Here is a 25,943-nt window from a genome sequence, read left to right as displayed (position 1 = left end):
ACATTTTCCTCCTCGCAGTTTCTTGCGTAGTTGCAAGAACTGCGTCCTTGACGCTTGTTCATCGAAGGCATACGCTGGCGCGGTTTTCAGAAAGGACTAGGTAATGCGGATTCTCTTTCAAGCACGATTGCCACATGAGCCCTTCAACGCCTATGTCAAAGACGGAACCGCCGAAGCAAGGATGAAGAAGATTATGGACGACTTGAAGCCCGAGGCGGCTTATTTCACCGACTCGCACGGACACCGCAGCGCCTATCTGATTGTCGACTTGGCAGACGCTTCGGGAATACCTTCTCTTGCAGAGCCGTGGTTCCTCAACTTCAACGCTGATGTTGAATTGCACATTGTCATGAAGCCCGAGGATCTTGCTAAGGCGGGTCTCGCAGGCATTGGCAAGAAGTGGGCTTAGCATATTGAGCGCGCTAGCCACCGATCCTGAAGTTCACCGTGATGGTGGTCTGTACGTCCGTGGGCTGCCCGTTTAGCGTGTAGGGCCGATACTTTGCGCTACGAATGGCCTCGACCGCTGCGCCGCGCAGCATCTCCGGCCCGCTGACGGCGCGCAGGCTCTCAATCGTTCCTGTGCGCGAGATGATTGCATCGACCACGACCGTTCCCTGAATCCCTGCGGCCTTCGCAATCACAGGATACACAGGCTGAATCGGCGTGAGCAGCAACCCCGCCGTCACACCCGTCGATACACGCAGAGGACCAGACGACCGCTCCGGCCGAGCTGTAACTGTGGGACTGCTGCCCGTTTCGCTCGTGATCGCATCTCCAAGTACGCTGGTCATACCGTTGCCGAAGTGCAGGCTCGCAAGAGCAGGTGGAATCGTCGATGGCCCGTGATGAGGCAGCAGGGATGGCAATAAGGGTCGCGCAGCGGCAACAGGCATAGCGGTGGCCGTCGCAGCGTTCGCAATCTGCCGCACGCGTACCGGTACAGGCGGTTTGGAGAGGATTGGCGTCAGAACGCGCGGAGCCGCAATCTCAATCGGCAGCGCAGCCGGATGCAACAGCGGTACGGCAATGATCAGCGCAGCAAGCAGGCACTGCACGGCAATTGAGCTAGCAACTGTCCACCGTTTGTTTGTAGGAATCCCGCCAACCCGCGACTCAACCAGACTGTCCTCAAACATGAATGCACCTCCATCGATCAGGTGCGCATCCAGCGAGGAACGCGGCCACTCTGTTAGACCATCAGGCCCAGCCGAAATGTTCCCGAAACCGGATGGCAGGACTTGACAAAGCCTGTTCACGGAGAAGGGGGTACACTGAACAGGTACCCCGGAGTACCACCGAAAATTCGATACCTAAAGCCTCTGAATCGAATACTTTAGTAGTTGAGTACGGGGAGGGGGGTACCACCCCCTGAAGGAGAGAAATTGGCCTACACCGACCTGCGCGACTGGATCAACACCCTCCACAAAGCCGGCGAGCTCAAGACCATCACGGAAGAGGTCTCGCCCAACCTGGAGATGGCCGAAATCGCCGACCGCGCTGCAAAATCCGGTAAGGGAACATCAAAAGCCGGAGGCCCCGCGCTCCTCTTTGAAAACGTCAAAGGTCATCCCGGAGCACGCGTGCTGATGAACCAGTTCGGCAGCGAGAAGCGCATGAGACTCGCGCTCGAAACGGACTCTCTCGACGCCATCGCTGAACGCATCCGAGTGCTTTTGAAGCCGGAAACTCCAACCGGATTCATGGACAAGCTCAAAATGCTGCCAAAACTGGCAGAAGTCGGTAGCTTTATCCCGAAGGTTGTTGCTGCAAAAGACGCTCCATGTAAACAGGTCATTCTGCGCGGCGACGAAGTGAATCTCCTGAAACTGCCCGTCCTCAAAACATGGCCGCAAGACGGAGGACCATTCATCACACTCCCTTGCGTCATCACCAAAGACCCAAAAACCGGCAAGCGCAACGTTGGAATGTATCGGATGCAGATCTACGACGAGCGCACTACGGGAATGCACTGGCAACGCCAGAAGGTCGCTGCGGAGCATCTGCGCGAACGCTTGCGCGCCGCAAGCACCGATTCAGCAGCACGAGTCGATGTGATGGCCGAAACTGCGGGAGGAACGACAAGCACGGACTTACTCGATCCCGGCATTCGCAGCGGTCGCATGGAGGTCGCAGTCGCTATCGGCACCGATCCTGCAACGACCTTCAGCGCCATCGTTCCTGCGCCACCTGATGTCGAGGAGTATCTGATTGCAGGCTTCCTGCGTCAGAAGCCGGTTGAGCTGGTCAAGGCCGAGACGGTCGATCTGGAGGTTCCCGCGAACGCTGAGTACATCCTCGAAGGCTACGTGGAACTCGGAGAGCTTCGCACGGAAGGGCCATTCGGCGATCACACCGGCTTTTACACCATGCAGGATGAGTATCCCGTCTTTCACGTCACCTGCGTTACACACCGAAAAGGTCCGGTTTACGCGGCAACGATTGTAGGCAAGCCTCCGATGGAAGATGCGTGGATGGGCAAAGCGGTCGAGCGTATCTTCCTGCCGCTGATGCAGCTTACGCTGCCAGAGATTGTGGATGTGAACCTGCCGCCTGAGGGCGTGTTTCACAACCTGATGATTGTGTCGATCAGGAAGTCTTATGCAGGCCAGGCGCGTAAGGTGATGAATGGAATCTGGGCGATGGGGCAAGCGATGTTTACCAAATGCATCATCGTGGTGGATGAGGATTGCGACGTACAGGATTTGGCTGAGGTCACGCTGCGAACAACGAACAATATCGATCCTGAGCGCGATACTCAGTTCACGCTTGGACCGATTGATTCGCTTGACCATGCGAGCAGGTTACCGAATTACGGCAGCAAGATGGGCATCGATGCTACGCGGAAGTGGGCTGCAGAAGGATTTACGCGCCCGTGGCCTCCGGAGTTGGTGATGGATGCCGGGACCAGGACGCGCGTGGATGCTATCTGGAAGAAGCTGGGGATTGATTAAGCCCGAGTGCTAAGCGGGAACGGCCCCGGTTGTCGCGATCAGGATCAGTGTGACGCTTGCCTCAGTGATGCGCTTGTGTGGGGTGCCGCGGGGTAGGACGAGCATGTCGCCTTTATTCAAGGTGAGTGCAGTTGAGCCTTCGGATTCAGGTGCGAGCCATTCGCCGGGACGGATTTTGCGGGGGTTTTTGGGCGTGCCGCCTACGTCGTACCTTGTTGTGCCGTCGAGGATAAGGAAGACGTGGTCGCGGCCTTCGTGGTACTCGAACTCTTTGGCGCTCTTGTGCTCCTCGAGGGTCATCACAACGGTGAAGGGTAGCGATTTTGCTTCGAAGAGATTGTCGTTGCCGGGTTTTGCCTGGAGCGCCTTCATGGCGTCGTCGAGCTTTTGTGCGGTGAAGAGTTGGAACGGCACAGGAGTTGAGGGCGCGGGCGCGCTGGCGGCGAGGAGGAGCTTGTCGGTCATGGGGAGAGCGGCGGCGGCGAGTGGGGCTGCTTTCAGGAAGGTGCGGCGGGTCGGTTGGTTAGCCATGCGAAGAAGTGGAACACATCTGTGCGCGCTCTGCCAATCGCCTTGCTACTCTACGCTCTTTACGGTGATGGCTGTGAGGTTTCTGACCCAGCGCTGGGGCTTCTTGTCGGCGGAGTCGATCAGCTTTAATTTGCCGTCAGTATCGAGTGGTTTGCCGTTCAGGGATATTGCGACGATGACGGTAGCATCGTGAGCCGATGGCTCAATCTCCGCGACGGAATAGACGACGTAGTATTTGTCTGTGCCTTCGGCTGTGAGATAGCTTCGGATCATTTGGTGGTGATGCGCCTGATCTGCAGGCAAGCCGTATTTCGCCAGCAGGTCTGCTAATGACACGCCGGTGTAGTTTTCGTCGATCCTTGTGTGCTCGTTATGGACTTTGACTGTTGTCTGTGACATGGATTCCAGCTCAGCTAGCGATAGTACCGTCGATTTGCCGTTAATGTTGAGAGTCAAACTGGTCGACTGGGCAGCGTGAGCGTGCTCCATGTGTTCGACTGGAGCGCCTTGCGCCATAAGGAATGTGGGGGCAAGCGGTGCAATGCAGGCGGCGAGCAGGCAAGTGAGAGAAGCGCGAACGGCGTTCATGCCTTTCAGGCTATAACTCTGTCGTCGTATACTCAAGATATGTCAATCGTTCGCAACGCCTCAGCCATCGCAAAGGGTATGAGCATCACCCTTAAGGAGATGTTCCAGCCGACCGAGGTCGAAAACTATCCCGACGGCAAAGGGCCCATGCGTGGGGCGAAGTTTCAGGAGCGCTTTCGCGGCAAGCACCAGCTTCAACGTGATGAGAACGGCTTGGAGAAGTGCGTTGCGTGCTATCTGTGTGCCGCGGCCTGTCCTTCGAACTGCATCTATATTGAGGCTGCAGATAATACGGCCGAGAAGCGCATCTCCAGCTCCGAGCGTTTTGCCAAGGTCTATAACATCGACTACAACCGCTGCATCTTCTGCGGTTACTGCGTCGAGGCTTGTCCGACGGATGCCATCACGCATGGTCATGGTTTCGAGCTGGCTTCGCTGAACGCCACCACGCTGGTTATGCGGAAGGAAGACCTGCTTGTTCCTGCGCCCCATCTTCCGGACGCGGTTGAGTCCGACCGGGATACGGCTGAAGTTCTTGCCTAGCCTCAGTATCGCTTGAAATTCAGAGTAGATTCCGAACCACGATCTGCGTGCGGTTGCACCGTGCACGAGTGAAGGACATCTGATAAGAATGAGCCGAACTGCTGAACATCCTCTGAAGAAGATTATGGAGAGCCGTATCGCCATTATCGATGGGGCGATGGGAACGACGATCCGTACCTATGGTATGAAAGAGGCCGATATCCGCGGCGAGCGCTTCAGGGACGCGAAGAAGGACCTGCTGAATAATGGCGATCTTTTTTCGCTGACGCAGCCGGAGATGATTTCGGACATTCATCGGCGGTTTCTGGATGCAGGTGCAGACATTATTGAAACGAATACATTTGGCGCGACGACGATCTCGCAGAGCGAGTTCTTTGTGGACGATCCGCGTGAGCATGGAGGACGCAAGGATCCTGAGTTTTATCAGAAGATCATCGATGATGTCTCTTTACGCAGTCTGGCTCAGGAGATTAATGTGCGATCTGCCGAGCAGTGTCGCGAGTGGGCTGATCGTGTGGCAAATGCGACTGGACGGCAACGTTTTGTTGCGGGAGCAATTGGGCCGCTGACGGTTTCACTTTCGAACTCGCCGGATGCGGATGATCCTGGTTTTCGCGTTGTCACGTTTGACCAGGTGAAGCAAGCTTATGCTGAGCAGGTGCGCGCTTTGATTGCTGGCGGCTCGGATCTGCTACTGGTGGAGACGATCTTCGACTCGCTGAATGCGAAGGCAGCGCTGGTCGCGATCCGCGAGGTGTTCGATGAGGATGGCCTGACAGCGTTGGGCAAGGAATTGCCGATTATGATTTCGGCGGCTGTAGGGCGCGGTGGCGAGACGATGATTTCGGCGCAGACCACGGAGGCGCTGTGGAATGCAGTTGAACATGCGAAGCCGCTGTCGGTTGGGCTGAACTGTTCGCTTGGGCCGGACCTGATGTATCCGTTTCTCGAAGAGCTTGGTGCGAAAGCGAACGCGGCGATCTCGGCTTATCCAAATGCTGGATTACCAAATCCACTGTCAGAGACGGGGTTCGATCTTGGCCCAGAAGACATGGCGCGTTATCTTGGCAGCTTTGCTGATGGCGGACTGATTAATATCGCAGGCGGATGCTGCGGGAATACGCCGGAGCATATTGCTGCGATTGCAAAGGCACTTGAGGGCAAGGCCCCGCGACAGATTGGCCTGATCGAGGTCGCGGCGTGAGCGAGAACGAAATCGGAAAAGCAGCCGCAGGCGCTAAGACAAAGCCGCTGCGGCTTTCTGGTTCGCAGCCATTCACGCAGCAACCAGGCGTCTTCATCATGATTGGCGAAAGAACCAATGTTGCTGGTTCGCCGAAGTTTGCCAAGCTCATCAAAGAAGGGAAGTATGAAGAGGCTGTCAGCATTGCGCGGCAGCAGGTGGAGAACGGCGCCAATGTCATCGACATCTGCATGGACGAGGGGATGATCGACGGCGTTGCTGCGATGAGTCGCTTTTTGCAGTTGCTGGCGAGCGAACCTGAGGTTGCCAAGGTTCCCTTCATGGTGGACTCGTCGAAGTGGGCCGTGATTGAGGCGGGGTTGAAGTGCCTGCAAGGGAAAGGCATTGTGAACTCGATCTCGCTGAAGGAAGGCGAAGAGGTTTTTCGCCGGAATGCCGCGACGGTGCTGAAGTATGGCGCTGCTGTGGTGGTGATGGCGTTCGACGAGCAGGGGCAGGCTGCGACCTACGAGGACAAGATTCGGATATGCGAGCGTGCATATCGGATTCTGGTGGACGAGGTTGGGTTTCCGGCTGAAGACATCATTTTCGATCCGAACATCCTGACCGTGGCTACGGGCATGGAAGAGCACAACAACTATGCGGTGGACTTTATCAATGCCACGCGGTGGATTAAGCAGAACCTGCCTCATGCGAAGGTCTCGGGTGGCGTGTCGAATGTGTCGTTCAGCTTTCGCGGAAACAACAAGGTGCGCGAGGCGATTCATTCGGCTTTTCTGTACCACGCGATTGCTGCGGGCATGGACATGGGCATCGTCAACGCGGGGATGCTTGAGGTCTACGAGGAGATTGAGCCTGAGCTGAAGGAGATGGTGGAGGACGTGCTGCTCAATCGCCGTCCTGATGCCACCGAGCGGCTGGTTGACTATGGCGAAGTACTGAAGGCGGCGAGTACTGGCTCGATCGCTGGAGCGAAGAAGGCTGAGGAGTGGCGCAACGGCACGGTTGAGGAGCGGCTTTCGCACGCGCTGGTGAAGGGGATCGATACCTACATCGATGCGGACACGGAGGAGGCGCGCGCGAAGCTGGGCCGTCCGCTGCTGGTGATTGAAGGACCGCTGATGGATGGGATGGGCGTGGTCGGCGACCTGTTCGGCGCGGGCAAGATGTTTTTGCCGCAGGTGGTGAAGTCGGCGCGCGTGATGAAGAAGGCTGTGGCTTATCTCACGCCGTTTATGGAAGAGGAGAAGGCTGCGCTGGCCGCCGCCGGCCACGAAGTCAAGATGCAGGGCAAGATTGTGCTTGCGACCGTGAAGGGCGACGTTCACGACATCGGCAAGAACATTGTGGGCGTGGTGCTGGCTTGCAATAACTACGAGGTCATCGACCTGGGTGTGATGGTTCCGGCGGAGAAGATTCTGGAGCGTGCGAAAGAGGTGCGCGCGGACATCATTGGACTGAGTGGACTGATTACGCCTTCGCTTGATGAGATGGTGCATGTGGCGCGCGAGATGGAGCGGCAGGGGTTTAAGCTGCCGCTGCTGATTGGTGGTGCAACGACCAGCCGCAGGCATACGGCGATCAAGATTGCACCACACTACAGCGAGCCTGTCGTGCATGTGCTGGATGCGAGTCGCGCTGTGCCGGTGGCGACCAGCCTTTTGAGTGATGAAGGCAAGGCGGAGTTTGTCGCGCAGCACAGGGCGGAGTATGAGGCGCTTCGTAAAGCTCATGCGGCTCCTGCACAGCAGACGGTCTCGCTGGAGGTTGCGCGATCACGACGAACGCCGATTGTTTGGCACGCCGAGGATATTCCTACGCCTGAGTTCACGGGCGTGCGTGTATTGGATGATTTTCCGCTGGCGACGCTGCGCGAGTTTATCGACTGGACACCGATTTTTCATGCGTGGGGTCTGAAGGGCGTCTATCCGCGCATTCTTGAGCACGAGCAGCAGGGCGAACAGGCGCGGCAGATTTTCAAGGACGCCAACGCTCTGCTGGACCGCATGATTGCGGAGAAGCCGATTACGGCGCGCGGAGTTTACGGGTTCTTTCCTGCGAATGCTGTGGGCGATGATGTTGAGTTGTACACGGATCATTCGCGCACAAAGGTTTTAGATTGCGTTCACTTCCTGCGGCAGCAGGCGAACCGTGAGGGCAGCGAACCGTGCCGGTCGCTCGGTGATTTTGTTGCGCCGAAGGAGACCGGGCTGCAGGATTACATCGGCGCATTTGCTGTGACGAGCGGGATTGGCCTCGGTGAGCTGCGCGACCGCTTCCGTGCGGAAAACGATGACTACAACGCGATTATGGCGGAGGCTGTCGCCGACCGACTGGCTGAGGCGTTTGCGGAGTGCCTGCACAAGCGCGTGCGCGATGAGTGGGGCTACGGCCACGCGGAGCTTTTGAGCAACGACGAGCTTATCGAGGAGAAATACCGCGGGATTCGTCCGGCACCGGGCTATCCTGCTTGCCCCGATCACACGGAGAAGGGAACGATCTGGCGGCTGCTGGATGTCGAGAAGAACACCGGGATGCAGATCACCGAGTCATTTGCCATGTGGCCCGGTTCGAGCGTCAGTGGGCTTTACTTTGCGCATCCGGAGTCGCGCTACTTCAGCCTGGGCAAGATTGACCGTGACCAGGTGGCCGACTACCATACGCGCAAGGGGATGAGCCTTGCAGAGGTTGAGCGATGGCTGGGCCAAAACCTTAACTACGATCCGGCGCAGAGTACGAACGGTTGACCTACCATTTTCAGGCGTAATCGAGCCCGGAAAGAATGTTTTTATGAACGATAACGTCAGAAGTAGCCGCACGATTCTGCACATCTGTAACCGCGAGAGCCTTCGTCCTCTGCGTGATCAGATTCTTCGCGTCTCCGGTTTCGATGTGGATTCCACGCTGGACACGAAGGAGGCGCTGGTGATGTTCTGGGGCCGCCAATACGATCTTGTGCTCATCGACGTGGAAGGTGAGAAGGGAATTAAGGACGCGGAACATCTATGTTCGGCGATCAAGACGGCCCAACCCGAGCAGACCGTCGCATTTGTGTGCAACTGGCGTGTGGCCATTCAGACCGATTGTCCCGACGAGATCGTCCGCACAGAGTTTGATCCCGCGGCCTTCGCACAAGGCGTACAGGACATTTGCCCATAAATTTCGTGCGTGTTGAAGAAATGATCAACTCACCTCTTGGTTGCCTGGACCTGGCCGAAGTCTTGCTTGACGGTTTCGCCTGATGAGGAAGTGCTTGACTGCTGTCCGGCGGCGGTACGGTTCTCGTACTTGACGCCTGCGGGGTGTTTCCGGGCGAGCGCATCGAATCCAGTTGTTCCCTGGTCGCTCTGCTGGGAAGAGCCGCTCTTCCTCATCTCGAAGGCCTCGCCATCCTTATATCCGCTGGATGACGTATCCGGCTTTGCGATTGCATCCTTGCCGGACTCGTACATTGGATTGGTGCCGGATTTTCCATGGTCTTCGTAGAGTGGGTTTTCGCCTTTCGCTGCGTTGGCCGGCTGGTTCAGCGATTCGGTTGCATGGGCGCTGTTTCTGGAGTTGAGCGAGCGGGGGAAGTCGGCGCGGTTTTTGCGCTGCGCGGAGCTGTCCGAGTCTATAGTCTGCATCGTGGGGGAGTATTGCCGCCGTCCGGTGGCCATGCCTGAGCCTGCCTCACGCGCGCTCTGGCGGTCGGCGACGACGATGCTGCCGCTTTTTCGTACAGTCCGTGCGGTTGTGGTCTGGCTGGATTGCGCGAAGGAAAGCCCTACGATCAGGACACTTGCCGCGGATACTTTTGCGCAGTGAAACAGGAATTTGATCTCCATGAAGGAAGCCCTCTCCGAAGCCTGCACTCACGCGTTGCCGAGAGCGTTGACTCCAATGACAAACTTGGCCCGTGGAAGCTCAGCGACATCTGTTTGACCAGTACACGCGGGATGGCTTGCCGGGTCGATACAACTTTCAGGCACAGAGCAAGTTGCAGCGCTGACCCGTATGTGTTACAAACGATGTATTCCAGTCTGCTTCGGCAGATTTGAATTTCATGAAGAGTGGTTGAGGGACGAGCCCTTTGACGCCACGACAACCGGACAGAACAAAGGCGTACCGGTGTCAACTCTCTCCTGTTAGACAGGGAACATGAGATTCGGAGTTAGCCCATCAAGGCCAGCCCGCAATTCTCCTCCTTGGCCTACCTCAAGAGACAAGTCAAAATGCTCCCGCTTCGCACTCGGAGAGAGCGAGATGAACTACTCCTGTAGCAGGTACGAGCTCAAGTGCAATGACTGCGGCAAGCGTTTTGGCAACCAGCCGCTTTCAGCGTGCCCCGACTGCCTTGCGCCGCTTGAGGTGGCCTACGATCTGGACGCCGTGCGCGGCATCTTTACGCGCGAGAATATCGCAGCCGGGCCGCCGAGCATCTGGCGCTATGCCGCGCTGCTGCCGATTCCGGATGGCTTTCAGCCCGACCTGCCTGTGGGGTTCACTCCGCTTATTCATGCGAAGAACCTCGGCAAGCGCATCGGCGCGACGAACCTTTATGTGAAGAATGACGCTGTATGTTTCCCGACGCTCAGCTTTAAGGACCGTGTTGTTTCGGTTGCGCTGGCCAATGCGCAGCGGTTTGGATTTGAGACGGTTGGTTGTTCTTCGACCGGCAATCTCGCCAACTCTGTAGCAGCGCAGGCGGCGCGGCTTGGCATCAAGGCCTGCATCTTGGTGCCTGCCGACCTTGAGGCCGCGAAGATTTTGAACACGCAGGTGTATGGCGCGCGGCTGGTGCGCATCGATGGCAACTACGACCACGTGAACCGGCTGTGCAGCCAGATTGCGGACGAGTACACGTGGGGCTTCGTGAATGTGAACCTACGGCCCTACTATGCGGAAGGCTCGAAGACTGTTGGCTACGAGATTGCGGAGAAGCTGGGTTGGAAGTTGCCTGACAACGTGGTTGTGCCGATGGCTGGCGGATCGCTGATTCGCAAGATCCGCAAGGCGTTTCAGGAGCTTATTTATCTTGGTCTGGTCGAAGAGAAGCACGTGCGCTTCTTTGGAGCGCAGGCTACTGGCTGCTCGCCGATTGCGACCGCAGTAAAGCAGGGAACTGAGGACGTGCAGCCGCAGAAGCCGAATACGATTGCTCGTTCGCTTGCGATCGGCAATCCGGCTGACGGGCCTGCCGCGGCGAAGATGATTCGTGACAGCGGAGGCTGGGCTGAGGATGTTTCGGATGTCGAGATTGTCTCGGGCATGCAGGAGCTTGCTGAGACCGAAGGCATCTTTACCGAGACTGCTGGCGGCGTAACGACTGCCGTGACTGCGCGGCTTTATGCGCATGGGCGCATCTTGCCGGACGAGATTACCGTTGCCTGTATTACCGGCAATGGGCTGAAGACCACCGACTCGCTTGTCGGCCACTACGCGGAAGAGCGTGCGATTCGTCCGCGACTGGCAGACTTCGGAGACTATCTGCGAGAGCTGGAAGGCGCGCAGGAGCTAGCTGTTGCAGGAGATATTCATGGCAATTAAGGTTGTACTCCCCACCGCTTTCACCCGCCACACAGATGGACGCAAGCAGTTTGACTCGTCCGCGCATGACTTACCGGGCCTGCTGGCGGATATCGATCAAACCTTTCCAGCGCTCTCAACACAGATTAAGGACGACGATGGTAAACTGCGTCGCTTCATCAATATCTATGTGAACGATGAGGATATCCGCTTTCTCGGCGGCGAGAGCTATGCGTTCAAGGATGGCGATGAGGTGATGCTGATTCCCTCCATCGCTGGTGGGAAGATATAGCGGCAGATCGATGTCTGCAGACTCACCGGGCGAGTTAGCCTCGGCGGTGAGCTTGTACGACGCTCCTGGCCGTCTCCGGTTTGCGCCGGAGACGGCATTTTTGTGCTACTTGTTCTTTCGATATAGCCGGATGAGGTTGTTGGTAGAACTGTCATGTGCCAGCTTCGGCTCGTCGGTGCTTTCGAGTTCGGGCACGATTTTTTGCGCGAGAACTTTGCCCAGCTCAACTCCCCATTGATCGAACGAGTCGATATTCCAGATGGCTCCCTGTGTGAAGACCGAGTGCTCGTAAAGTGCGATAAGTTTGCCGAGGAGTCCTGGGGTGAGCGTGTCGGCGAGGATCGTGTTTGATGGGCGGTTGCCTTCAAAGACGCGGTGCGGCACGAGCCAGTCAGGTGTGCCTTCTGCCTTGACTTGTTCGGCGGTCTTGCCGAAGGCAAGAGCTTCGGCTTGCGCGAAGACGTTGGCCATCAGCAGGTCGTGGTGATTGCCGAGCGGATTGAGCGTCTTGTAGAAGCCGATGAAGTCGCAGGGAATCAGTCGCGTTCCTTGGTGGATGAGCTGGTAGAAGGAGTGCTGGCCGTTTGTGCCAGGCTCGCCCCAATAGATGGGGCTGGTATCGTAACTTACTTTGATTCCTTCGAGCGTGACGTGCTTGCCGTTTGACTCCATCGTTAGCTGTTGTAGATAGGCAGGAAAACGCTTGAGGTATTGCTCGTAAGGGAGGATGGCTTGCGTCTGCGCATCGAAGAAGTCAGAGTACCAGACGGTGAGCAGGCCGAGAAGGACAGGGAGGTTTTTTTCGAACGGAGTGGTGCGGAAGTGGACATCGATCTCGTGGAAGCCGGCGAGCATTTCGCGGAAGTTGTTTGGGCCGATAGCGATCATGGTGGAGAGGCCGATGGCCGAGTCCATCGAGTAGCGACCTCCGACCCAATCCCAGAAGCCGAACATGTTTTCAGTGTCGATGCCGAACTTTGCCACTTCTTTGGCGTTGGTGGAGATGGCGACGAAGTGCTTTGCTACGGCCTTTTCGTCACCGAGCCGCTTAAGCGTCCAGGCGCGCGCGGTGTGCGCGTTTGTCATGGTTTCGAGGGTGGTGAAGGTCTTCGAGGCAACAAGGAAAAGTGTTTCCTCTGCATCGAGATCGCGGACGGCTTCGGCGAAGTCGGTGCCGTCGACGTTGGAGACAAACCGGAAGGTGAGGTTGCGTTGGCTGTAAAGCTTGAGAGCTTCATAGGCCATGACGGGACCGAGGTCCGAGCCGCCAATGCCGATGTTGACGATGTTGCGGATGGGTTTGCCGGTGTGGCCTTTCCAGTCGCCGTTGCGCACGCGGTCGGCGAACGCAGCCATTTTGTCGAGCACAGCGTGGACTTCGGGGACGACGTCAACGCCATCTACGAGGATCTTCTCGTCTTTGGGGGCACGCAGGGCCACGTGCAGAACGGCTCGGTTCTCAGTGATGTTGATCTTGTCTCCACGGAACATCGCGTCGATTTTGTCGCGCAAACCAGATTGCGTGGCGAGTTCGATGAGCAGCTTCAGGGTTTCATCGGTGATGCGGTTCTTCGAGTAGTCGAGGAACAGGCCTGCGGCTTCGACGGTGAGGCGTTTGCCGCGTGCAGCGTCCTGGGCAAACAACTCGCGCAGGTGCTTGCTGTGAATCTGCTGAGCGTGTGCTTGAAGTGCTTTCCAGGCAGGACGGTCGCCGAGCTGTTCTGTTTGCGCTGCCATCTCTTCTCCTTAATTGTTTGGTTTGCTTATTCACATAGATGCAAATCCGGAGGGGCCGGGCACCCACAAAATTTGAAGTGCAGACGTGTATCTTCTCATAGCGCTCGGCACAGGAGGAAATGCTGCCTAGGATGTTTTGCAGATTGCAAAAATAAAGGTGTGCGTTTATCGTAATAATAGTCCGTCTATCGAACGATCTGTTCCGACCCCAGCCGATAGCAGGGAAAGGGCCAAGAATGAACGTCACCACCCGCCGTTCCGCTCCGTCCGCTATGCCCGCAAGCTTGCCATCTGCCGTTGCACCTGCTCTAGCCTCGAAGCAGACTCCTGCATCGGCGCTGGATGCATTTGCAGGTGACCCGAACTTTATGACCTCACTGGCTCGCGGGCTAGTGGTGATTCAGGCGTTCACGCAGCAGTCGCCTCAGATGACAATTTCGCAGTTGAGCGTGAAGACGGGCCTCTCCCGTGCTGCTGTCCGGCGCTGTCTTTATACGCTGACGAAGCTGGGATTTGCAGGTGCGGAGGATGGAACGCGGTATTCGCTGCGCCCCCGCATGTTGACCCTGTCGCATACGTACACCACCTCGAACACGCTTTCGAGCGCGGCGCAGCCTATTCTGGAGCGCATGTCGGCTGCACTGCATGAGTCGTTTTCAGTGGCGACGCTGGATGGCGAGGATATCGTCTATATTGCGCGGACAAGTGTGTCGCGCGTGATGGCTGTGGACCTGCACATCGGCAGCCGGTTGCCAGCGTATTGCACGAGCATGGGGAGGATTCTGCTGGCTTGGCTGCCTGTCGACCAACTGGAACAATACTTGGCGACTGTCAACCTGATTCCTCATACGACGCGCACGGTGACTTCGGTCGATAAGTTGCGGCTGATTCTTCGCAACATTCGGCGGAATGGTTATGCACTATGCGATCAGGAGTACGAAGTTGGGCTGCGCTCGCTGGCTGTCCCTGTCTACTCTCCGTCGGGCCGGGTGGTTGCCACTATTAATTTGAGCGGCAACGCACCACGGATGTCTGTGTTCGATATGCAGACTCGGTTTTTGCCGCACCTGCGGAATGCTGCGAATGAGTTGAGCGTCTTTTTGCGTTAGGCTGCTAAACCATCGTGGGAGCCTGGCAGCGGACGAAAGATGTCCCGGTGGCGGCTTCGACTAAGATGCTTCCGGTTCCTACAGGGATAACGACGGCTCGTCCGGGAACTAGTTCTACTGAACTGCCTGCGGTCTTGACCGTGCCTGTGCCGCTTAGGCTGACCAAGCAGCCGGGGCCTTCCATTTTTACCGTTGTAGAAACGCCGGCCGCGACTTCAAACCGGTCCACTGCGAAGTACTTCTGTTCAATGAGGCGAGTGAATCCGTTGATCTGTTTTGGCGCGACTTTTCCTGCAGCGGTTTTAGTCTTCATGACGGCAAGGCCCTTTTCGAGGTGCAGTTCGCGGGGACGGCCGTAGTCGTAGAGGCGGTAGGTGACGTCGCTGGTCTGTTGGGTTTCGAGCAGGACGACACCAGGCCCAATGGCGTGAACTGTTCCTGCATCGACGAACAGCATGTCGCCAGTGGAGACAGGAACCTGCTGCAGGAGGTCTTCAGCGGTGCCGTCGGCTACGGCGGCGCGGAACTTTGCCGCGTCAACGTCGTCCTTGAGGCCGAGCGAGACGTAAGCGCCGGGTTCAGCTTCGAGCGCGTACCAGCACTCGGTTTTGCCGCGCACTTCGCCCATGGCGCGAGCCTCGGCATCGTCGGGGTGGACCTGTACGGAGAGCTTTTCGTTGGGAAAGAGCAGCTTGACGAGCAAGGGAAACTCACCACCAAGCTCGGGCGCGAATGATTGAAATTCGCGCCCGGCAAAGTCTCCGGTTTCAACAAGGCACTGCGGCCCAGTCAGCCAGGCTTCACCCACCAATTCAGTCGTTCCGGTGTTGTCGTACCAAGGGCGCAGATCTCGTTTGCCCCAGACTCTTTCGCTAAACCACGGCTTCAACCGAAAAGGCGCAATACTAGTCGTCATCGTCATCCTTAGGTGCTTTTTTGTAGTGCATGAGCAACTGTGCCGGAACCGGCTTGTCGCCCATTGCGTCCTTCCATAGGATAACGTTCAATTTCGACGAATCAGCTCTGTCTGCGTGGGTAAAGTCCATCTTTGCGGATTCTTTTGCGCCAACTGCGTTTTTCTTGTTTGCGGTATAGATCAGTCCATTGTCGCGGTTCACATAGTTTGCGGTGAAAGCAGCTTGGTTGCCCAGACCACTGAACTCTGATGACATCACGCTGGTGAAAGCGTCGTTATTGTTCATTGGCGGTAGCCCGAGAATCATCTCCATCGTGCGCACCAACGAGACGGTAGTGTAGAAGTGGCTGTCGACGAACGCGCCGTCGTTTTTGCCATGTGGGGCGTACTTGCTGATGATCAGCGCCATGCTCCGATGCGCGTCTACGTGATCGGCTCCGTTCTGCGCGTCATCTTCGAGGATGAAAAAGGCAGTGTCATTCCAATAGGGCGAATGGGAGACTGCATCGACGGCGCGTCCGATTGCCAGGTCATTGTCTGCTACGGATGACTTTGGCGAAGGGCCTCCGGGAGTTGTGCCGGCGGTATGGTCGTCGGGCAGGCGAAGCATCACGAAATCCGGCATGGCATCATGGCCAGTCTCGCGCTCCTTAACCCATTGATTGAAATGGCGAAGAAAGATCGCGACGCGAATTTGGTCGGGAATGTGCAGGTTGAAATCCGGATAGTCTGGAGCGAAGTGGCCTACAAGCTCCGGCTTTGTCGCGACATTGCGTGCGAGCAGGGGAATGTTCCAGGGCCATTTGCTGACACCACCACCCCAGTTGGCGGGGATCTTCTCACCTGGCTTGATGAATTTGCGTGCGCAGGCTGCGGTCTTGCCTGAGGTTGCTCCTTCCTGCGGGTTCAGGTTGATCGTGGCATTCTTCTCGTTGCAGAAGGTTGAGGAGATGTACTCGGCGAAGTGATAGAGCGATTTGCCGTGCGCTGCGAGGTCGCCCCAGAGGTATCCGCTCGCTGGCTCATTAACGTCAGGGATCTTCTGCTGGATGGGATACCCGTCGGCGACCATGCCTTCGTAATCGTATGTGCGCTGGTCGCCGCGGTAGTTCTGTTGCCAGGTTTTGTCGAGATAGTCGGTGCCGATGGCGGCGTTTGACCAGGTGTGGCCCTCGCCGGAGACTTCGCCTGAGTCGTAGAAGTTGTCGATGACGCCGAACTGCAGGGCGAGTGCGTGCTGGTTGGGGGTGATGTCAGCGCCGTACATCGTCAGACTCGAGTCGCCGTTGCCGACGGGTTTGCCGTTCTGTGTGAGGTCACCAAAGAGTTGATCGTAGGTGCGGTTTTCCTTAATGATGTAAATAACGTGTTTGATTGGGTTTTTACCGCTTGCGAAGTCAATCTTCTGAGCGGCGGCCTTCATGCGGTTCGACTCAACTACCTCATGCGTCCATTGCGACAGGTTCTGCTCGATTGCCGATGCGTTTACCACGGCTAATGAGCCATACAGCAGCGTTGCGATGTAGGTATCTTTCCGGCGTGTCAAAGACAGATGCTTTGTTAATTCAGAAGACTTCTGCGCGAAGTTGTTCGGACCAGTACCTTTGCCCTTCGCTGTAGCTACGTAAAGCTTGTCTCCGGTAAATGCCATCGACATCGGCATCCATTCGGTAGGCATAAAGCCGATCGGCTCGATTAGGCCTTTTTTTGCGGCACCATTGGTCAGCTTGTGCGTATCCATTACGGCAACTGCGTCAGTGATGGCGTTGGCAACATAGAGACGCGAACCATCTGCGGAGAGCGCTAGCGCTTCGGGTTCAGCGCCGAAGTAGCTTTGACCGGGCAGCCTGGTGTCGAAGTACCCCTTCACGGAAAAACGTCCAGCAGAAATGTTAACCGCAGCGACCGCGTCGCGGTTTGCCAACGCAACGTACATCGTACGACCATCGGGAGAGATCGTCAGTGCGCAGGGATGCGTGCCGGGAGCAATGGGACTGCGTGGCTTCAGCAGAGAAAGTTTGCGCGCGATGACGAGACGCTTTAGGTCTAACTCCACGACCTCACTCGCATTCCACAGCGCAACAAATGCGCGCGTGCCGTCTTTAGTGACTACGAGATCGACAGGATAGGTGGAGGGCACAGCATAGCTTTCGGAGAGGTCAAAGCGTTTTTCGATTCTCCCAGTCTCTGCGTCCATCAGGAGTGCGTCGTCAGAGAGATTGTCGGCGACGAGCAGTTTTTCGGTGCCAGTCGTTCCGACTACAGCAAGTGCGGCAGGAAACGGCACGCCTTTGTCACCTGCGACGCCACCGACCTCCATTGTTGTTTGACCAGGAGCCAGTTGTTGCAGAGGAATCTTCAACATTCTCTCGCGCGTGAGCTGGCCATCGTTGAATCCGAAGATGACAACACCGTTGCCCACATCATTCGCGCCAGTGCCCTCGGGGTCTGTAGTCGACCCCATGCTGGCGTAGACGTGTCTACCGTCGCGGCTGAAGGCTAGCCCTGAGTAGAGCGTCTGCTTGGCCCCTACCTGAGTCTGGTCGTCGGGGAAGTCCGTTACCTTGCCTGTCTGGGTATCCATCACCGCCAAAGACTGCATGTAATTGGATTCAAATGTTCCATAACCTGCGTTTACCGTTACGACGTAGCGGCCATCAGGCGATACCGCCATCGACATCGGCAGGCTGTTCAATCTTTGTGGGCTTCCCGGCACTTGCCCAATAATCTCCTTGCCCGTTGGCAAGTCGATCGTTTGCGCTGTGGCCACCACTGACCCTGTGAAAACCAGAAGAGTTACCAGTAACTGACCCGTTCGTGTCATCCGAACACAATACCAAGATCTTCAGTAGTGTGGCATTACAAAAGTCTTACAACGCGTCTTCTTCGGCCCTGATAGCGTGGAAGCTGTAGTTCAAAGGACAGCGATTACTTCCATGAGCACCTCCCTGATTAGCCCCGAAGAAATAGTCTCAGTGCAATCTCCCTCTTCCCAGCACCATGCCGCCACTTCTTCTGCGGAGGTTGCTGTCCGCAAGATTAAGCAAGACCTCCGTATGGGACGTGAACATCAGGAAGGTCGCATCAACTGGATCACGGCAGTAGCGATGACCATCTTTCATATTCTGGCCATCGCGGCCTTATTTTTCTTCTCATGGAAGAACCTTGCCATGGCGGCTTTCATGTATATGATGGCCATCAATGTCGGCATCGGCATGGCATATCACCGTCTGTTGACGCATCGGGGCTACAAAACGCCGAAATGGGTCGAGTACTTCATCACGGCCTGCGGTTGCCTTGCGCTTGAGGGCGGGCCAATCTTCTGGGTGGCGACGCATCGCGTTCATCATCAGAACTCCGACCATGAGGGAGATCCTCACACCCCCCACGATGGTACATGGTGGGCGCACGCCGGTTGGATCATCTCTGGCCGCGCGCTGCATTCGGAGACTGCTCTGCTTGGCCGCTACGCTCCTGACCTGACTCGTGATCGCGTTCATGTCTGGCTGAGCAAGTATCACTATCTCCCGCTCATCATTACGGGCCTTATGCAGATTGCTCTTGGCGCCGCACTCGCCGGCCCTGGTCATCGCATCATTGGGGGTCTTGGCATGGTTCTGTGGGCCACATTCCTCCGCGTGACCGTTGGTTTGCATGCTACCTGGCTGGTCAATTCTGCCACGCACATGTGGGGCTCGCGACGCTTCCAGACCAAAGATGACTCACGTAACAACTGGTGGGTCGCCATTCTGACAGGTGGCGAGGGGTGGCACAACAACCACCATGCTCATCCGGTCAGTGCTCGTCACGGGCTTGCATGGTACGAGTTCGATCCCAACTATTACGGCATCTGGCTGCTCTCAAAGCTCGGCCTGGCGGAAAAGGTTCAGATTGCGAAGTTCGATCAAGCTAACCCTAAGCCTTCAGGCATTCAGTAATCTTTCAGAGTCGATTATGAATGGCGCGGAGCAACTGCTCCGCGCCATTCGTGTTTTGGTTTGCTCGACAAACAAAGTCGCCAGTTGTATGCTCATGCACCGGAAAGTTGCTTCAGTCCGCACGTGATCAAATTCCGTTTTGAAATGAGGCAAAATGAACTATTTGTCGAAGGTATATTTTCTTGCGCTGGCCCTGATATTATGCGCCGTTATTACGATCCCGCGGTCCGTAAAAGCGCAGATGTATGGTCCGGGCCAATCACTGACCTGCTCATCCGACGATGGACGCCGTCACTATTGCAGTGTCAATACGTTTGGAGGTGTCCAACTGACTCGCCAGATTAGTGGTTCACCATGCATTCAAGGGCAGACCTGGGGCTATGATCGGCAGGGAGTATGGGTGGACCGCGGATGCCGCGCCGAGTTTTTTGCTAGGGTCAATAACCAAGGTCCTGGCCAGACGCTTACCTGTTCCTCGAATGATGGGCGACGCAATTTCTGTAATGTCGATACCCGTGGAGGTGTTCAGCTATCCCGTCAGATCAGCGGCTCGCCTTGTATTCAGGGTCAGACCTGGGGCTACAATCGCAATGCTGTCTGGGTGGATCGAGGCTGCCGTGCTGAATTTGTTGTAGGGGTGGCAGCGCGGCCGTTCAATACTGTTACTTGTTCGTCAAACGATGGGCGTCGCAACTGGTGTGCAGTCGATCCACGGGCGGATGTTCGACTCTCGCGCCAGATTAGCGGTTCTCCCTGTATCCAGGGTCAGACGTGGGGATTAGATCGTCGAGGCCTATGGGTGGACCGTGGCTGTCGTGCCGAGTTTCGGGTCCGATGAGCATGTATGTCGATTGAGAGACCAGAAGGCCGTGCCAAAGAGCACGGCTTCCTGTTTCTCCGTTCAAGCTATAGGACTGGTGAGAAATCTGTTAGTGCAAGAAATGTCGATTCGTGTTTTTCGACGAATGCCCCGTTCGCTTCGGTTTCAGCTTTTAGCTTGATCCATTCCGGGTCCTTGCTAAAGCGTGCCCAGTTCTCTGTGGCCGCAGCGCGGCTTCTATGCCGCAACATGTAGACAAGGGTACGTCCCTTCAGTGGGTCATCGGTCGGTGTCCAGAACGCTACGCCATGCATTCCTAACCTTTCGAATATCTTTGTTTCGTGCTCCCGGAAGCGCTTCAGAAGCGGCTCCAGCTTTCCTTCATAAGTGTGATAGATACGCAACTCGTATACCGTTTCGGTACCTGCCTGCTGAGCTTTGGCTTCTGTAATGCTTAGCAAGGGTAATGTTGCTGTGGCACCCATGATCTGCAGTAGTTTGCGTCTGTCCATTCGGATGTCCTCTCCAGGCCGCTGGGTATGAGGAAGGTAGCGGCACGAGCCATCATAATCCAAGGCGTCGACCCGCTATACTTCCCGAGAAGCTATGAACATTACACGACGCCGCGGAGCCATTGCTTTCTTCATCACACTTGGCGTCCTGCTTGTTGGATTGGCTATTACGCTCGATGTCGGCTGGATCGTCGTCGCCAGTGAGCGTACGGTTGCGTTGCTTGTATTGGGGATATTTTTCTTTGCTGCCCTCATCGCGGGTGTCGTGCTCAATACAGTCTTTCTGGTGCGTGAGATCAACCGCAATGAGCGTCAAGATACATTTCTTAACGCTGTTACTCATGAACTTAAGACGCCAATTGCCAGCATCCGGCTTTACCTTGAGACGCTCCAGCGGAGACCGCTCGATGAGCCGCAACGTCAGGAATTTTACAAAATAATGCTGGCAGATTCTGACCGCCTACTCGCGACCGTGGAGCAGGTGCTCAAGGCTGGACAACTTGGCCTGCGCCATCGCCAGCAAGGTCGCACCGTGATTGATCTCCAATCGCTCGTTGCTGACTGCATCGCAGTCACGCTTCAACGCTATCATCTGCCGCCAGAAAGCATTGTCTTAGATCCCACGCCGGGTGCTGTACGTCTTTATACGCTGGGTATTTCGGATGACCTCCGTACTGCCGTTCTCAACATCCTTGACAATGCGGCCAAATATTCACCGGAAGGTGTGCATGTGAGGTGTTCGCTTGCCATTGATCGTTACACCTGGGTCGCGTTAACGATCTCAGACACCGGCATCGGCCTTGCTCCAGACCAGTTCAAGCGAATCTTCAAACGCTTTTATCGTGTACAGGGACGTACGGTCTCGAAGATTAAAGGCACAGGTCTCGGATTATTTCTGGTTCGCACGATTGCACGCCAACATGGCGGATCGGTTACGGCTGAGAGTTCCGGCCACAACCAGGGCACGACTGTCACCCTTACCCTTCCAAGGGCGAATCCAGCAACGCAGTCAGCGTTCTAATCTGGATTCCGAACTGAAACAGGCATCAATCACCCAGATGAGCCATCTGCATCTTCGAAATTTTCTTGCTATCCATGAATCACCGTCGTATAACACTCGCACATGTGCCACTTACGGGCGGCTAAACGTCCGATAAGCGGTCAATGCAAGGGACCCAAATGATCTGCCGAACTGCAAGACTGTGTAAGCCTTACGCAACTCTTTCTGTCTTCTCTGTTTTGATGCTTGCCGCTACGCCGTTTGTGTTTGCTTCTAAGCAGGATGCAGTCCCCGATTGGGTTACAACTGCAACGGCGCAAAAGCTTCCTGATTATCCTGCCGAGACAAATGCCGTCGTCCTGCTGGATGACACGACGTATACCGTCGCGTCTGATGGTACGGCCATCGAGCATTGCCGCCACGTCGTCAAAATTCTCCGCCCACAGGGGCGCGATGAGGGGCTCGTTTCCATTCCGTTCGACAAGGACGACAAGATTCTTTCACTGCATGTCTGGAGCATTGGCCCCGATGGCCATCAGTATGCACTTAAGGACAATCAGATCGGCGAAGTTGGCTATGGTGACGGGGATATTTTGTTTGAAGATGTGAGGGCGAAGACTGCGACCCCTCCGGGACGAGATCCTGGAGGTGTCATTGCGTATGAGTATGAGCAGCGCAGCCGGCCTTATCTCACCGAAGACACATGGTCCTTCCAGGGGGAAATCCCAGCACTTACTCAGAGCTACACGCTCGTTCTTCCTCCTGGTTATACCTTCGGCACGGTCTGGGCGAATCATCAAGAGGAGAAGCCCATCGATCTTGAGAACCAGCACTGGCGCTGGGAGATGAATAATATTCCTGCCGTCAATCTTGACCGCGTGCTTCTTCGGCCTTCGGAAGAGTCCCTTGTAGGACGTATGACCATTCACTATGCCGGGCCTGGCATTCCTTTGGCGAGTGATGGAACGTGGAAAAGTATCGGCGAATGGTACACGTCTCTTTCGAAGGACCGTCTTGTTGCTACGCCAGATATTGCTGCAAAGGCCACTGAACTGACTGCCGGCAAGACAGATTTTTATGACAGGGCTGCAGCAATTGGCGACTTTGTTCAGACCCAGATTCGTTATGTTGCCATTGAGCTAGGTATTGGCGGCTATCAACCACACTTTGCCGGGGACGTCTTCCGCAACCGCTATGGTGACTGCAAGGACAAGGCTACGCTGCTTTCTGCGATGCTTTCGTCCGTGGGTATTCATTCAGCGCTGGTGATGGTTGATACCAGCCGCGGGGTTATCGCCGCCGATGCGCCATCTATTGTAGGCAATCACATGATTGCGGCCATAGAGATTCCTAATGGCTACAGTTCTCCCAAACTACATAGCGTCATTACTGCGAAGACAGGCCGCCGGTACCTCATCTTCGATCCGACCTGGGACAAAACCCCTTTCGGCCAGCTTGAGTACAACCTGCAAGGAGGGTATGGTCTTCTGGTTGAGGGCCAGGATAGCCAAATTGTGCAATTTCCGGTGCTCTCACCAGAGCTTAACACGATTGAGCGTACGGGCAGCTTTAAGCTGGCGGCTGATGGTTCGCTTCAAGGCACAATTACGGAGAAGCGTTACGGAGATGTCTCGGAGAACCGCCGTCGTCTCTATACCATGGGGGACGCCAAAGAGCAGACGGAGTTTCTCGACCGTGTTTTAGGGCAGGACTTTGCGGCGTTTTCCATCTCCGGGTTCAAGGTGGAGAATGCCGGTGCTCTCGATAAAGATCTAACTACCTCATTCGCAATTACGGCTGATCACTTTGCTCGAATGATGGGCCCGCTGCTTGTCATACGTCCGCGTATTCTTGGTAGCGATGAGCCGGAAGTAGACCATAAGGTACGGCACGTCCCCGTGAATCTGTACGAGACGATGCAGGAAAAAGACGACTTCACTATCACTCTGCCAGCCGGCTATGGGGTTGATGAAGCTCCTGATCCTGTCAACGTGGATCTAGGCTTTGCGTCGTATCAGAGCTCCAGCACTGTTCAAGGCAATGTGCTCCACTACACGCGAATCTATACTGTGCGTCAGATCACCTTGCCGGCAGATAAATACAGCGAAGTCCAAAAGCTCGCCGGAATCATCGCGTCCGATGAGCAGAGCCGCGCAGTTCTCAAAAAACAATAAGATTTCTGTTATTCCAGACAAATGGAAAAGGGAAAGATATTCATGAATCGCATGATCGGCCACCGTTGCCTCACCCTCATCACTTTCGTTCTTCTGTTCTCCACGGCTCTGCCGTTTGCTTCTGCCGACGAATGGACAACGCCTACGCATGAAGAACTGACTATGACATCTGAGCCTGAGGTCCCTGGTGCATCGGCCATCTATCTCAATTATGAAGAGATTGCCAGCGATGACATGCATGATTTCAGCGTCTATGCTCGCATCAAGGTCCTGACCGATGCAGGCAAAGAACGTGGCGATGTCGAGCTTCAATATGCTTCATGGCGCGAAGGCGCGAGCTTTACCATTGGCGAGATCCGGGGCAGAACTATCCATTCCGATGGCACGATCATTCCCTTCAGCGGCAAGCCTTATCAGAAGCTCATCGTCAAGAGCAACGGCCTGAAAGTTATGGCCAAGGTCTTTACCATGCCCGATGTTCAGACCGGCAGCATCATTGAGTATCGCTACAACATTCGCTATGACGACGAATATGTTGTACCTCCTAGCTGGTACATCCAGACGGACCTCTTTACTCGCAAAGCACATTATGTCTGGAAACCCACAACCCGGGATATTCAGAACGATCGCGGCATGATCAGCACCATCGCATGGTTCCCCATTCTTCCTGAAGGCGCAAAGCTGGATCACAGGGAGCTTCCGGCAACGACACTCAACGGCCCGCAGCAAGTCTTTGAATTGAGCGTCGACAACGTGCCGCCGGCTCCTCATGAGGACTTTATGCCTCCTATTGGAAGCCTTACTTACAGGGTTCTCTTCTACTATTCAAACTTCCGTAACGGAGACGAGTTTTGGGCAAAGGAAGGCAAGACGTGGAGTAAGAATATCGATAAGTTTGTCGGCCCCGGCCACGGCGTTACCGCGCAGGTTCAACAGCTTGTCTCTGTAGCCGATACTCCCGATCAAAAGCTCCGCAAAATTTACGCCTTTGTTATGCAACTGGAAAATACGAGCTACACTCGCGAGCAGGCCGCTCAGGAAGATAGGGCTCACGGCTTGAAAGAAGTTCATGACACCGATGACATTCTCGCGCTCAAGCACGGGAATGACGACCAGCTCGCAGAATTGTTTGTTGCCATGGCCCGCGCCGCAGGCATGAAGGCTTACGTCGCTGCCGTCACCAATCGTGACAAAAACATTTTTATCAAACAGTTTCTGGCCTTCACACAGCTCGACGACTACATCGCCATTGTCAATGTGGATGGTAAGGATGAGTACTTCGATCCAGGAGCGCGCTATTGTCCCTACCAGCACCTCGAGTGGAAGCATACGATGGCTGGGGGCATTCGTCAGGCAGATGGGGGGATTGCGTTCATCGAAACACCACCAGAGCCTTACAAAAATTCGCGGACTGAACGCATTGCCGACCTCACCATGGATGAGCATGGAGTGGTAACCGGAATCATCAAGATGACATATGTGGGTGCACCCGCGCTTACATGGCGTCACCGTTCACTGACTGGCGACTCAACAAGCCTGGAGCGCGAGTTCCAAACCAGTATGGAACATCTCGTGCCGCAGGGTATGGATGTCAAAGTAATTTCCATCGATAAGCTTATGGATTATGAAGAGCCTCTAACCGTCAACTTTGAAGTCAGAGGGCCCATAGGTGAACCAACCGGGAAGCGAATTTTTGTTCCGTCCGATATCTTCATGGCCAACGCCAAGCCAGTCTTCACAGATCCAAAGCGTGATATCCCCGTCTACTTTGATTACCCGCACATCACGCAGGACGCCGTCCGGATTAAATACCCTTCGACATTCAGCGTGGAATCATACCCGTCCGCGGACCAGTATCAGTTCGCAAGTTACGCAATCTATAACGTATCGAGTCAACCAGCAGCCAACAGCATTACATTCCACCGCAACTTCTACCTCGGCGAGTTTATCTTCTTTGTCAAAGACTACCCGGGCCTCCGTGACTTTTACTCGAAGATGACGAACAAGGATCAGGAGAATATCGTTCTCACAACCGCATCTTCATCTGCAAAACCTGCGGTCGCTGCTAATTGAGTCACCTCGGCGTATTGCGGGGCATTTCTCGTGCCGGTATTGCG

22 protein-coding genes and 1 riboswitch are annotated in these 25,943 nt (G+C 55.7%); of the genes, 14 read left to right on the top strand and 8 right to left on the bottom strand.

The features are described from left to right. Window positions 1-103 precede the first annotated feature (103 nt). Window positions 104-409, top strand: coding sequence for a panthothenate synthetase (locus tag IEX36_RS06220; RefSeq protein ID WP_188758396.1), 306 nt, complete (start codon window positions 104-106; stop codon window positions 407-409). A gap of 13 nt (window positions 410-422) precedes the next feature. Here the strand turns inward: IEX36_RS06220 and IEX36_RS06215 are convergent, their stop codons facing one another. Further along, a complete protein-coding gene (locus IEX36_RS06215; RefSeq protein WP_188758395.1) occupies window positions 423-1,139 on the bottom strand; it encodes an energy transducer TonB in 717 nt (238 codons plus the stop codon). A 246-nt stretch (window positions 1,140-1,385) separates the two neighbouring features. Here IEX36_RS06215 and IEX36_RS06210 point away from each other — a divergent pair, with 246 nt between their 5' ends. Further along, window positions 1,386-2,954 (top strand): UbiD family decarboxylase, encoded by a 1,569-nt coding sequence (locus IEX36_RS06210; protein WP_188758394.1) that lies wholly within the window; start codon window positions 1,386-1,388, stop codon window positions 2,952-2,954. Between the two features lie 9 nt (window positions 2,955-2,963). Here IEX36_RS06210 and IEX36_RS06205 read toward each other — a convergent pair whose 3' ends face one another. Both IEX36_RS06205 and IEX36_RS06200 read right to left on the bottom strand, forming a co-directional pair. Continuing rightward, entirely contained in the window at window positions 2,964-3,485 is a 522-nt protein-coding gene (locus IEX36_RS06205) for a JmjC domain-containing protein (RefSeq protein WP_188758393.1), read from the bottom strand. Window positions 3,486-3,530: 45 nt separating this feature from the next. Continuing rightward, window positions 3,531-3,884, bottom strand: coding sequence for a molybdopterin-dependent oxidoreductase (locus IEX36_RS06200; RefSeq protein ID WP_229668756.1), 354 nt, complete (start codon window positions 3,882-3,884; stop codon window positions 3,531-3,533). Between the two features lie 207 nt (window positions 3,885-4,091). Between IEX36_RS06200 and nuoI the strand changes: the two genes are divergently transcribed. From nuoI to IEX36_RS06180, 4 genes are all read left to right on the top strand, one after another. Continuing rightward, window positions 4,092-4,616 carry an NADH-quinone oxidoreductase subunit NuoI gene (nuoI, locus tag IEX36_RS06195; RefSeq protein ID WP_188759861.1) on the top strand — a complete coding sequence of 175 codons (525 nt, stop codon included), beginning with the start codon at window positions 4,092-4,094 and terminating at the stop codon, window positions 4,614-4,616. Window positions 4,617-4,704: 88 nt separating this feature from the next. Then, the gene (locus IEX36_RS06190; RefSeq protein WP_188758391.1) at window positions 4,705-5,820 is read left to right on the top strand and encodes a homocysteine S-methyltransferase family protein; all 1,116 of its coding nucleotides are present in this window, start codon (window positions 4,705-4,707) and stop codon (window positions 5,818-5,820) included. Beyond that, a complete protein-coding gene (metH, locus tag IEX36_RS06185; protein ID WP_229668754.1) occupies window positions 5,817-8,567 on the top strand; it encodes a methionine synthase in 2,751 nt (916 codons plus the stop codon). The genes IEX36_RS06190 and metH overlap by 4 nt, the downstream gene beginning before the upstream one ends. 43 nt (window positions 8,568-8,610) lie before the next feature. Next, a complete protein-coding gene (locus IEX36_RS06180) occupies window positions 8,611-8,979 on the top strand; it encodes a response regulator (RefSeq protein WP_188758390.1) in 369 nt (122 codons plus the stop codon). Between the two features lie 29 nt (window positions 8,980-9,008). Here the strand turns inward: IEX36_RS06180 and IEX36_RS06175 are convergent, their stop codons facing one another. Next, complete coding sequence (locus tag IEX36_RS06175) at window positions 9,009-9,647, bottom strand: hypothetical protein (protein WP_188758389.1); 639 nt, start codon at window positions 9,645-9,647, stop codon at window positions 9,009-9,011. Window positions 9,648-9,860: 213 nt separating this feature from the next. Next, window positions 9,861-9,967, top strand: a riboswitch (SAM riboswitch). A gap of 98 nt (window positions 9,968-10,065) precedes the next feature. Between IEX36_RS06175 and thrC the strand changes: the two genes are divergently transcribed. Together thrC and IEX36_RS06165 are read left to right on the top strand one after the other, a co-directional pair. Next, complete coding sequence (gene thrC, locus IEX36_RS06170; protein WP_188758388.1) at window positions 10,066-11,349, top strand: threonine synthase; 1,284 nt, start codon at window positions 10,066-10,068, stop codon at window positions 11,347-11,349. Further along, window positions 11,339-11,620, top strand: coding sequence for a MoaD/ThiS family protein (locus IEX36_RS06165; RefSeq protein ID WP_188758387.1), 282 nt, complete (start codon window positions 11,339-11,341; stop codon window positions 11,618-11,620). The genes thrC and IEX36_RS06165 overlap by 11 nt, the downstream gene beginning before the upstream one ends. Before the next feature lie 105 nt (window positions 11,621-11,725). On the opposite strand, the gene pgi is transcribed toward IEX36_RS06165, so the two are convergent. After that, window positions 11,726-13,357 (bottom strand): glucose-6-phosphate isomerase, encoded by a 1,632-nt coding sequence (pgi, locus tag IEX36_RS06160; protein ID WP_188758386.1) that lies wholly within the window; start codon window positions 13,355-13,357, stop codon window positions 11,726-11,728. Between the two features lie 236 nt (window positions 13,358-13,593). On the opposite strand from pgi, the gene IEX36_RS06155 reads away from it, so the two are divergent. Beyond that, window positions 13,594-14,466: an IclR family transcriptional regulator domain-containing protein gene (locus IEX36_RS06155; protein ID WP_188758385.1), complete on the top strand. Its 873-nt coding sequence runs from the start codon at window positions 13,594-13,596 to the stop codon at window positions 14,464-14,466. Between the two features lie 4 nt (window positions 14,467-14,470). Here the strand turns inward: IEX36_RS06155 and IEX36_RS06150 are convergent, their stop codons facing one another. Then, on the bottom strand, window positions 14,471-15,382 hold the full coding sequence (locus tag IEX36_RS06150) for a type I phosphomannose isomerase catalytic subunit (protein WP_229668753.1): 912 nt from the start codon (window positions 15,380-15,382) through the stop codon (window positions 14,471-14,473). Next, complete coding sequence (locus IEX36_RS06145; protein WP_229668752.1) at window positions 15,372-18,152, bottom strand: bifunctional YncE family protein/alkaline phosphatase family protein; 2,781 nt, start codon at window positions 18,150-18,152, stop codon at window positions 15,372-15,374. The genes IEX36_RS06150 and IEX36_RS06145 overlap by 11 nt, the downstream gene beginning before the upstream one ends. 286 nt (window positions 18,153-18,438) lie before the next feature. On the opposite strand from IEX36_RS06145, the gene IEX36_RS06140 reads away from it, so the two are divergent. After that, window positions 18,439-19,320: an acyl-CoA desaturase gene (locus IEX36_RS06140; protein WP_229668967.1), complete on the top strand. Its 882-nt coding sequence runs from the start codon at window positions 18,439-18,441 to the stop codon at window positions 19,318-19,320. A 154-nt stretch (window positions 19,321-19,474) separates the two neighbouring features. After that, window positions 19,475-20,158 carry a DUF3011 domain-containing protein gene (locus IEX36_RS17700; RefSeq protein WP_188758381.1) on the top strand — a complete coding sequence of 228 codons (684 nt, stop codon included), beginning with the start codon at window positions 19,475-19,477 and terminating at the stop codon, window positions 20,156-20,158. Window positions 20,159-20,226: 68 nt separating this feature from the next. Here IEX36_RS17700 and IEX36_RS06130 read toward each other — a convergent pair whose 3' ends face one another. Further along, window positions 20,227-20,652 carry an NIPSNAP family protein gene (locus IEX36_RS06130; RefSeq protein WP_188758380.1) on the bottom strand — a complete coding sequence of 142 codons (426 nt, stop codon included), beginning with the start codon at window positions 20,650-20,652 and terminating at the stop codon, window positions 20,227-20,229. 94 nt (window positions 20,653-20,746) lie between these two features. On the opposite strand from IEX36_RS06130, the gene IEX36_RS06125 reads away from it, so the two are divergent. From IEX36_RS06125 to IEX36_RS06115, 3 genes are all read left to right on the top strand, one after another. Continuing rightward, window positions 20,747-21,673 carry a sensor histidine kinase gene (locus tag IEX36_RS06125; RefSeq protein WP_188758379.1) on the top strand — a complete coding sequence of 309 codons (927 nt, stop codon included), beginning with the start codon at window positions 20,747-20,749 and terminating at the stop codon, window positions 21,671-21,673. Between the two features lie 158 nt (window positions 21,674-21,831). Further along, window positions 21,832-23,826: a DUF3857 domain-containing transglutaminase family protein gene (locus tag IEX36_RS06120; protein WP_188758378.1), complete on the top strand. Its 1,995-nt coding sequence runs from the start codon at window positions 21,832-21,834 to the stop codon at window positions 23,824-23,826. Window positions 23,827-23,868: 42 nt separating this feature from the next. Further along, window positions 23,869-25,899, top strand: a complete 2,031-nt coding sequence (locus tag IEX36_RS06115) for a transglutaminase family protein (RefSeq protein ID WP_229668751.1) — start codon at window positions 23,869-23,871, stop codon at window positions 25,897-25,899. The last annotated feature ends 44 nt before the right edge of the window (window positions 25,900-25,943 follow it).

Origin of the sequence: Edaphobacter acidisoli (assembly GCF_014642855.1) — a bacterium.
Classification (GTDB): domain Bacteria; phylum Acidobacteriota; class Terriglobia; order Terriglobales; family Acidobacteriaceae; genus Edaphobacter; species Edaphobacter acidisoli.
This window is presented reverse-complemented; position numbering and strand designations above follow the sequence as displayed.

What these genes read in the sequence shown, in the direction of transcription:
- IEX36_RS06220 (WP_188758396.1), top strand. Translation starts at nt 104, where the DNA reads ATGCGGATTCTCTTTCAAGCACGATTGCCACATGAGCCCTTCAACGCC.
- IEX36_RS06215 (WP_188758395.1), bottom strand. Translation starts at nt 1,139, where the DNA reads ATGTTTGAGGACAGTCTGGTTGAGTCGCGGGTTGGCGGGATTCCTACA.
- IEX36_RS06205 (WP_188758393.1), bottom strand. Translation starts at nt 3,485, where the DNA reads ATGGCTAACCAACCGACCCGCCGCACCTTCCTGAAAGCAGCCCCACTC.
- IEX36_RS06200 (WP_229668756.1), bottom strand. Translation starts at nt 3,884, where the DNA reads ATGTCACAGACAACAGTCAAAGTCCATAACGAGCACACAAGGATCGAC.
- IEX36_RS06190 (WP_188758391.1), top strand. Translation starts at nt 4,705, where the DNA reads ATGAGCCGAACTGCTGAACATCCTCTGAAGAAGATTATGGAGAGCCGT.
- IEX36_RS06180 (WP_188758390.1), top strand. Translation starts at nt 8,611, where the DNA reads ATGAACGATAACGTCAGAAGTAGCCGCACGATTCTGCACATCTGTAAC.
- IEX36_RS06175 (WP_188758389.1), bottom strand. Translation starts at nt 9,647, where the DNA reads ATGGAGATCAAATTCCTGTTTCACTGCGCAAAAGTATCCGCGGCAAGT.
- thrC (WP_188758388.1), top strand. Translation starts at nt 10,066, where the DNA reads ATGAACTACTCCTGTAGCAGGTACGAGCTCAAGTGCAATGACTGCGGC.
- IEX36_RS06165 (WP_188758387.1), top strand. Translation starts at nt 11,339, where the DNA reads ATGGCAATTAAGGTTGTACTCCCCACCGCTTTCACCCGCCACACAGAT.
- pgi (WP_188758386.1), bottom strand. Translation starts at nt 13,357, where the DNA reads ATGGCAGCGCAAACAGAACAGCTCGGCGACCGTCCTGCCTGGAAAGCA.
- IEX36_RS06155 (WP_188758385.1), top strand. Translation starts at nt 13,594, where the DNA reads ATGAACGTCACCACCCGCCGTTCCGCTCCGTCCGCTATGCCCGCAAGC.
- IEX36_RS06150 (WP_229668753.1), bottom strand. Translation starts at nt 15,382, where the DNA reads ATGACGACTAGTATTGCGCCTTTTCGGTTGAAGCCGTGGTTTAGCGAA.
- IEX36_RS06140 (WP_229668967.1), top strand. Translation starts at nt 18,439, where the DNA reads ATGGGACGTGAACATCAGGAAGGTCGCATCAACTGGATCACGGCAGTA.
- IEX36_RS17700 (WP_188758381.1), top strand. Translation starts at nt 19,475, where the DNA reads ATGAACTATTTGTCGAAGGTATATTTTCTTGCGCTGGCCCTGATATTA.
- IEX36_RS06130 (WP_188758380.1), bottom strand. Translation starts at nt 20,652, where the DNA reads ATGGACAGACGCAAACTACTGCAGATCATGGGTGCCACAGCAACATTA.
- IEX36_RS06125 (WP_188758379.1), top strand. Translation starts at nt 20,747, where the DNA reads ATGAACATTACACGACGCCGCGGAGCCATTGCTTTCTTCATCACACTT.
- IEX36_RS06120 (WP_188758378.1), top strand. Translation starts at nt 21,832, where the DNA reads ATGATCTGCCGAACTGCAAGACTGTGTAAGCCTTACGCAACTCTTTCT.
- IEX36_RS06115 (WP_229668751.1), top strand. Translation starts at nt 23,869, where the DNA reads ATGAATCGCATGATCGGCCACCGTTGCCTCACCCTCATCACTTTCGTT.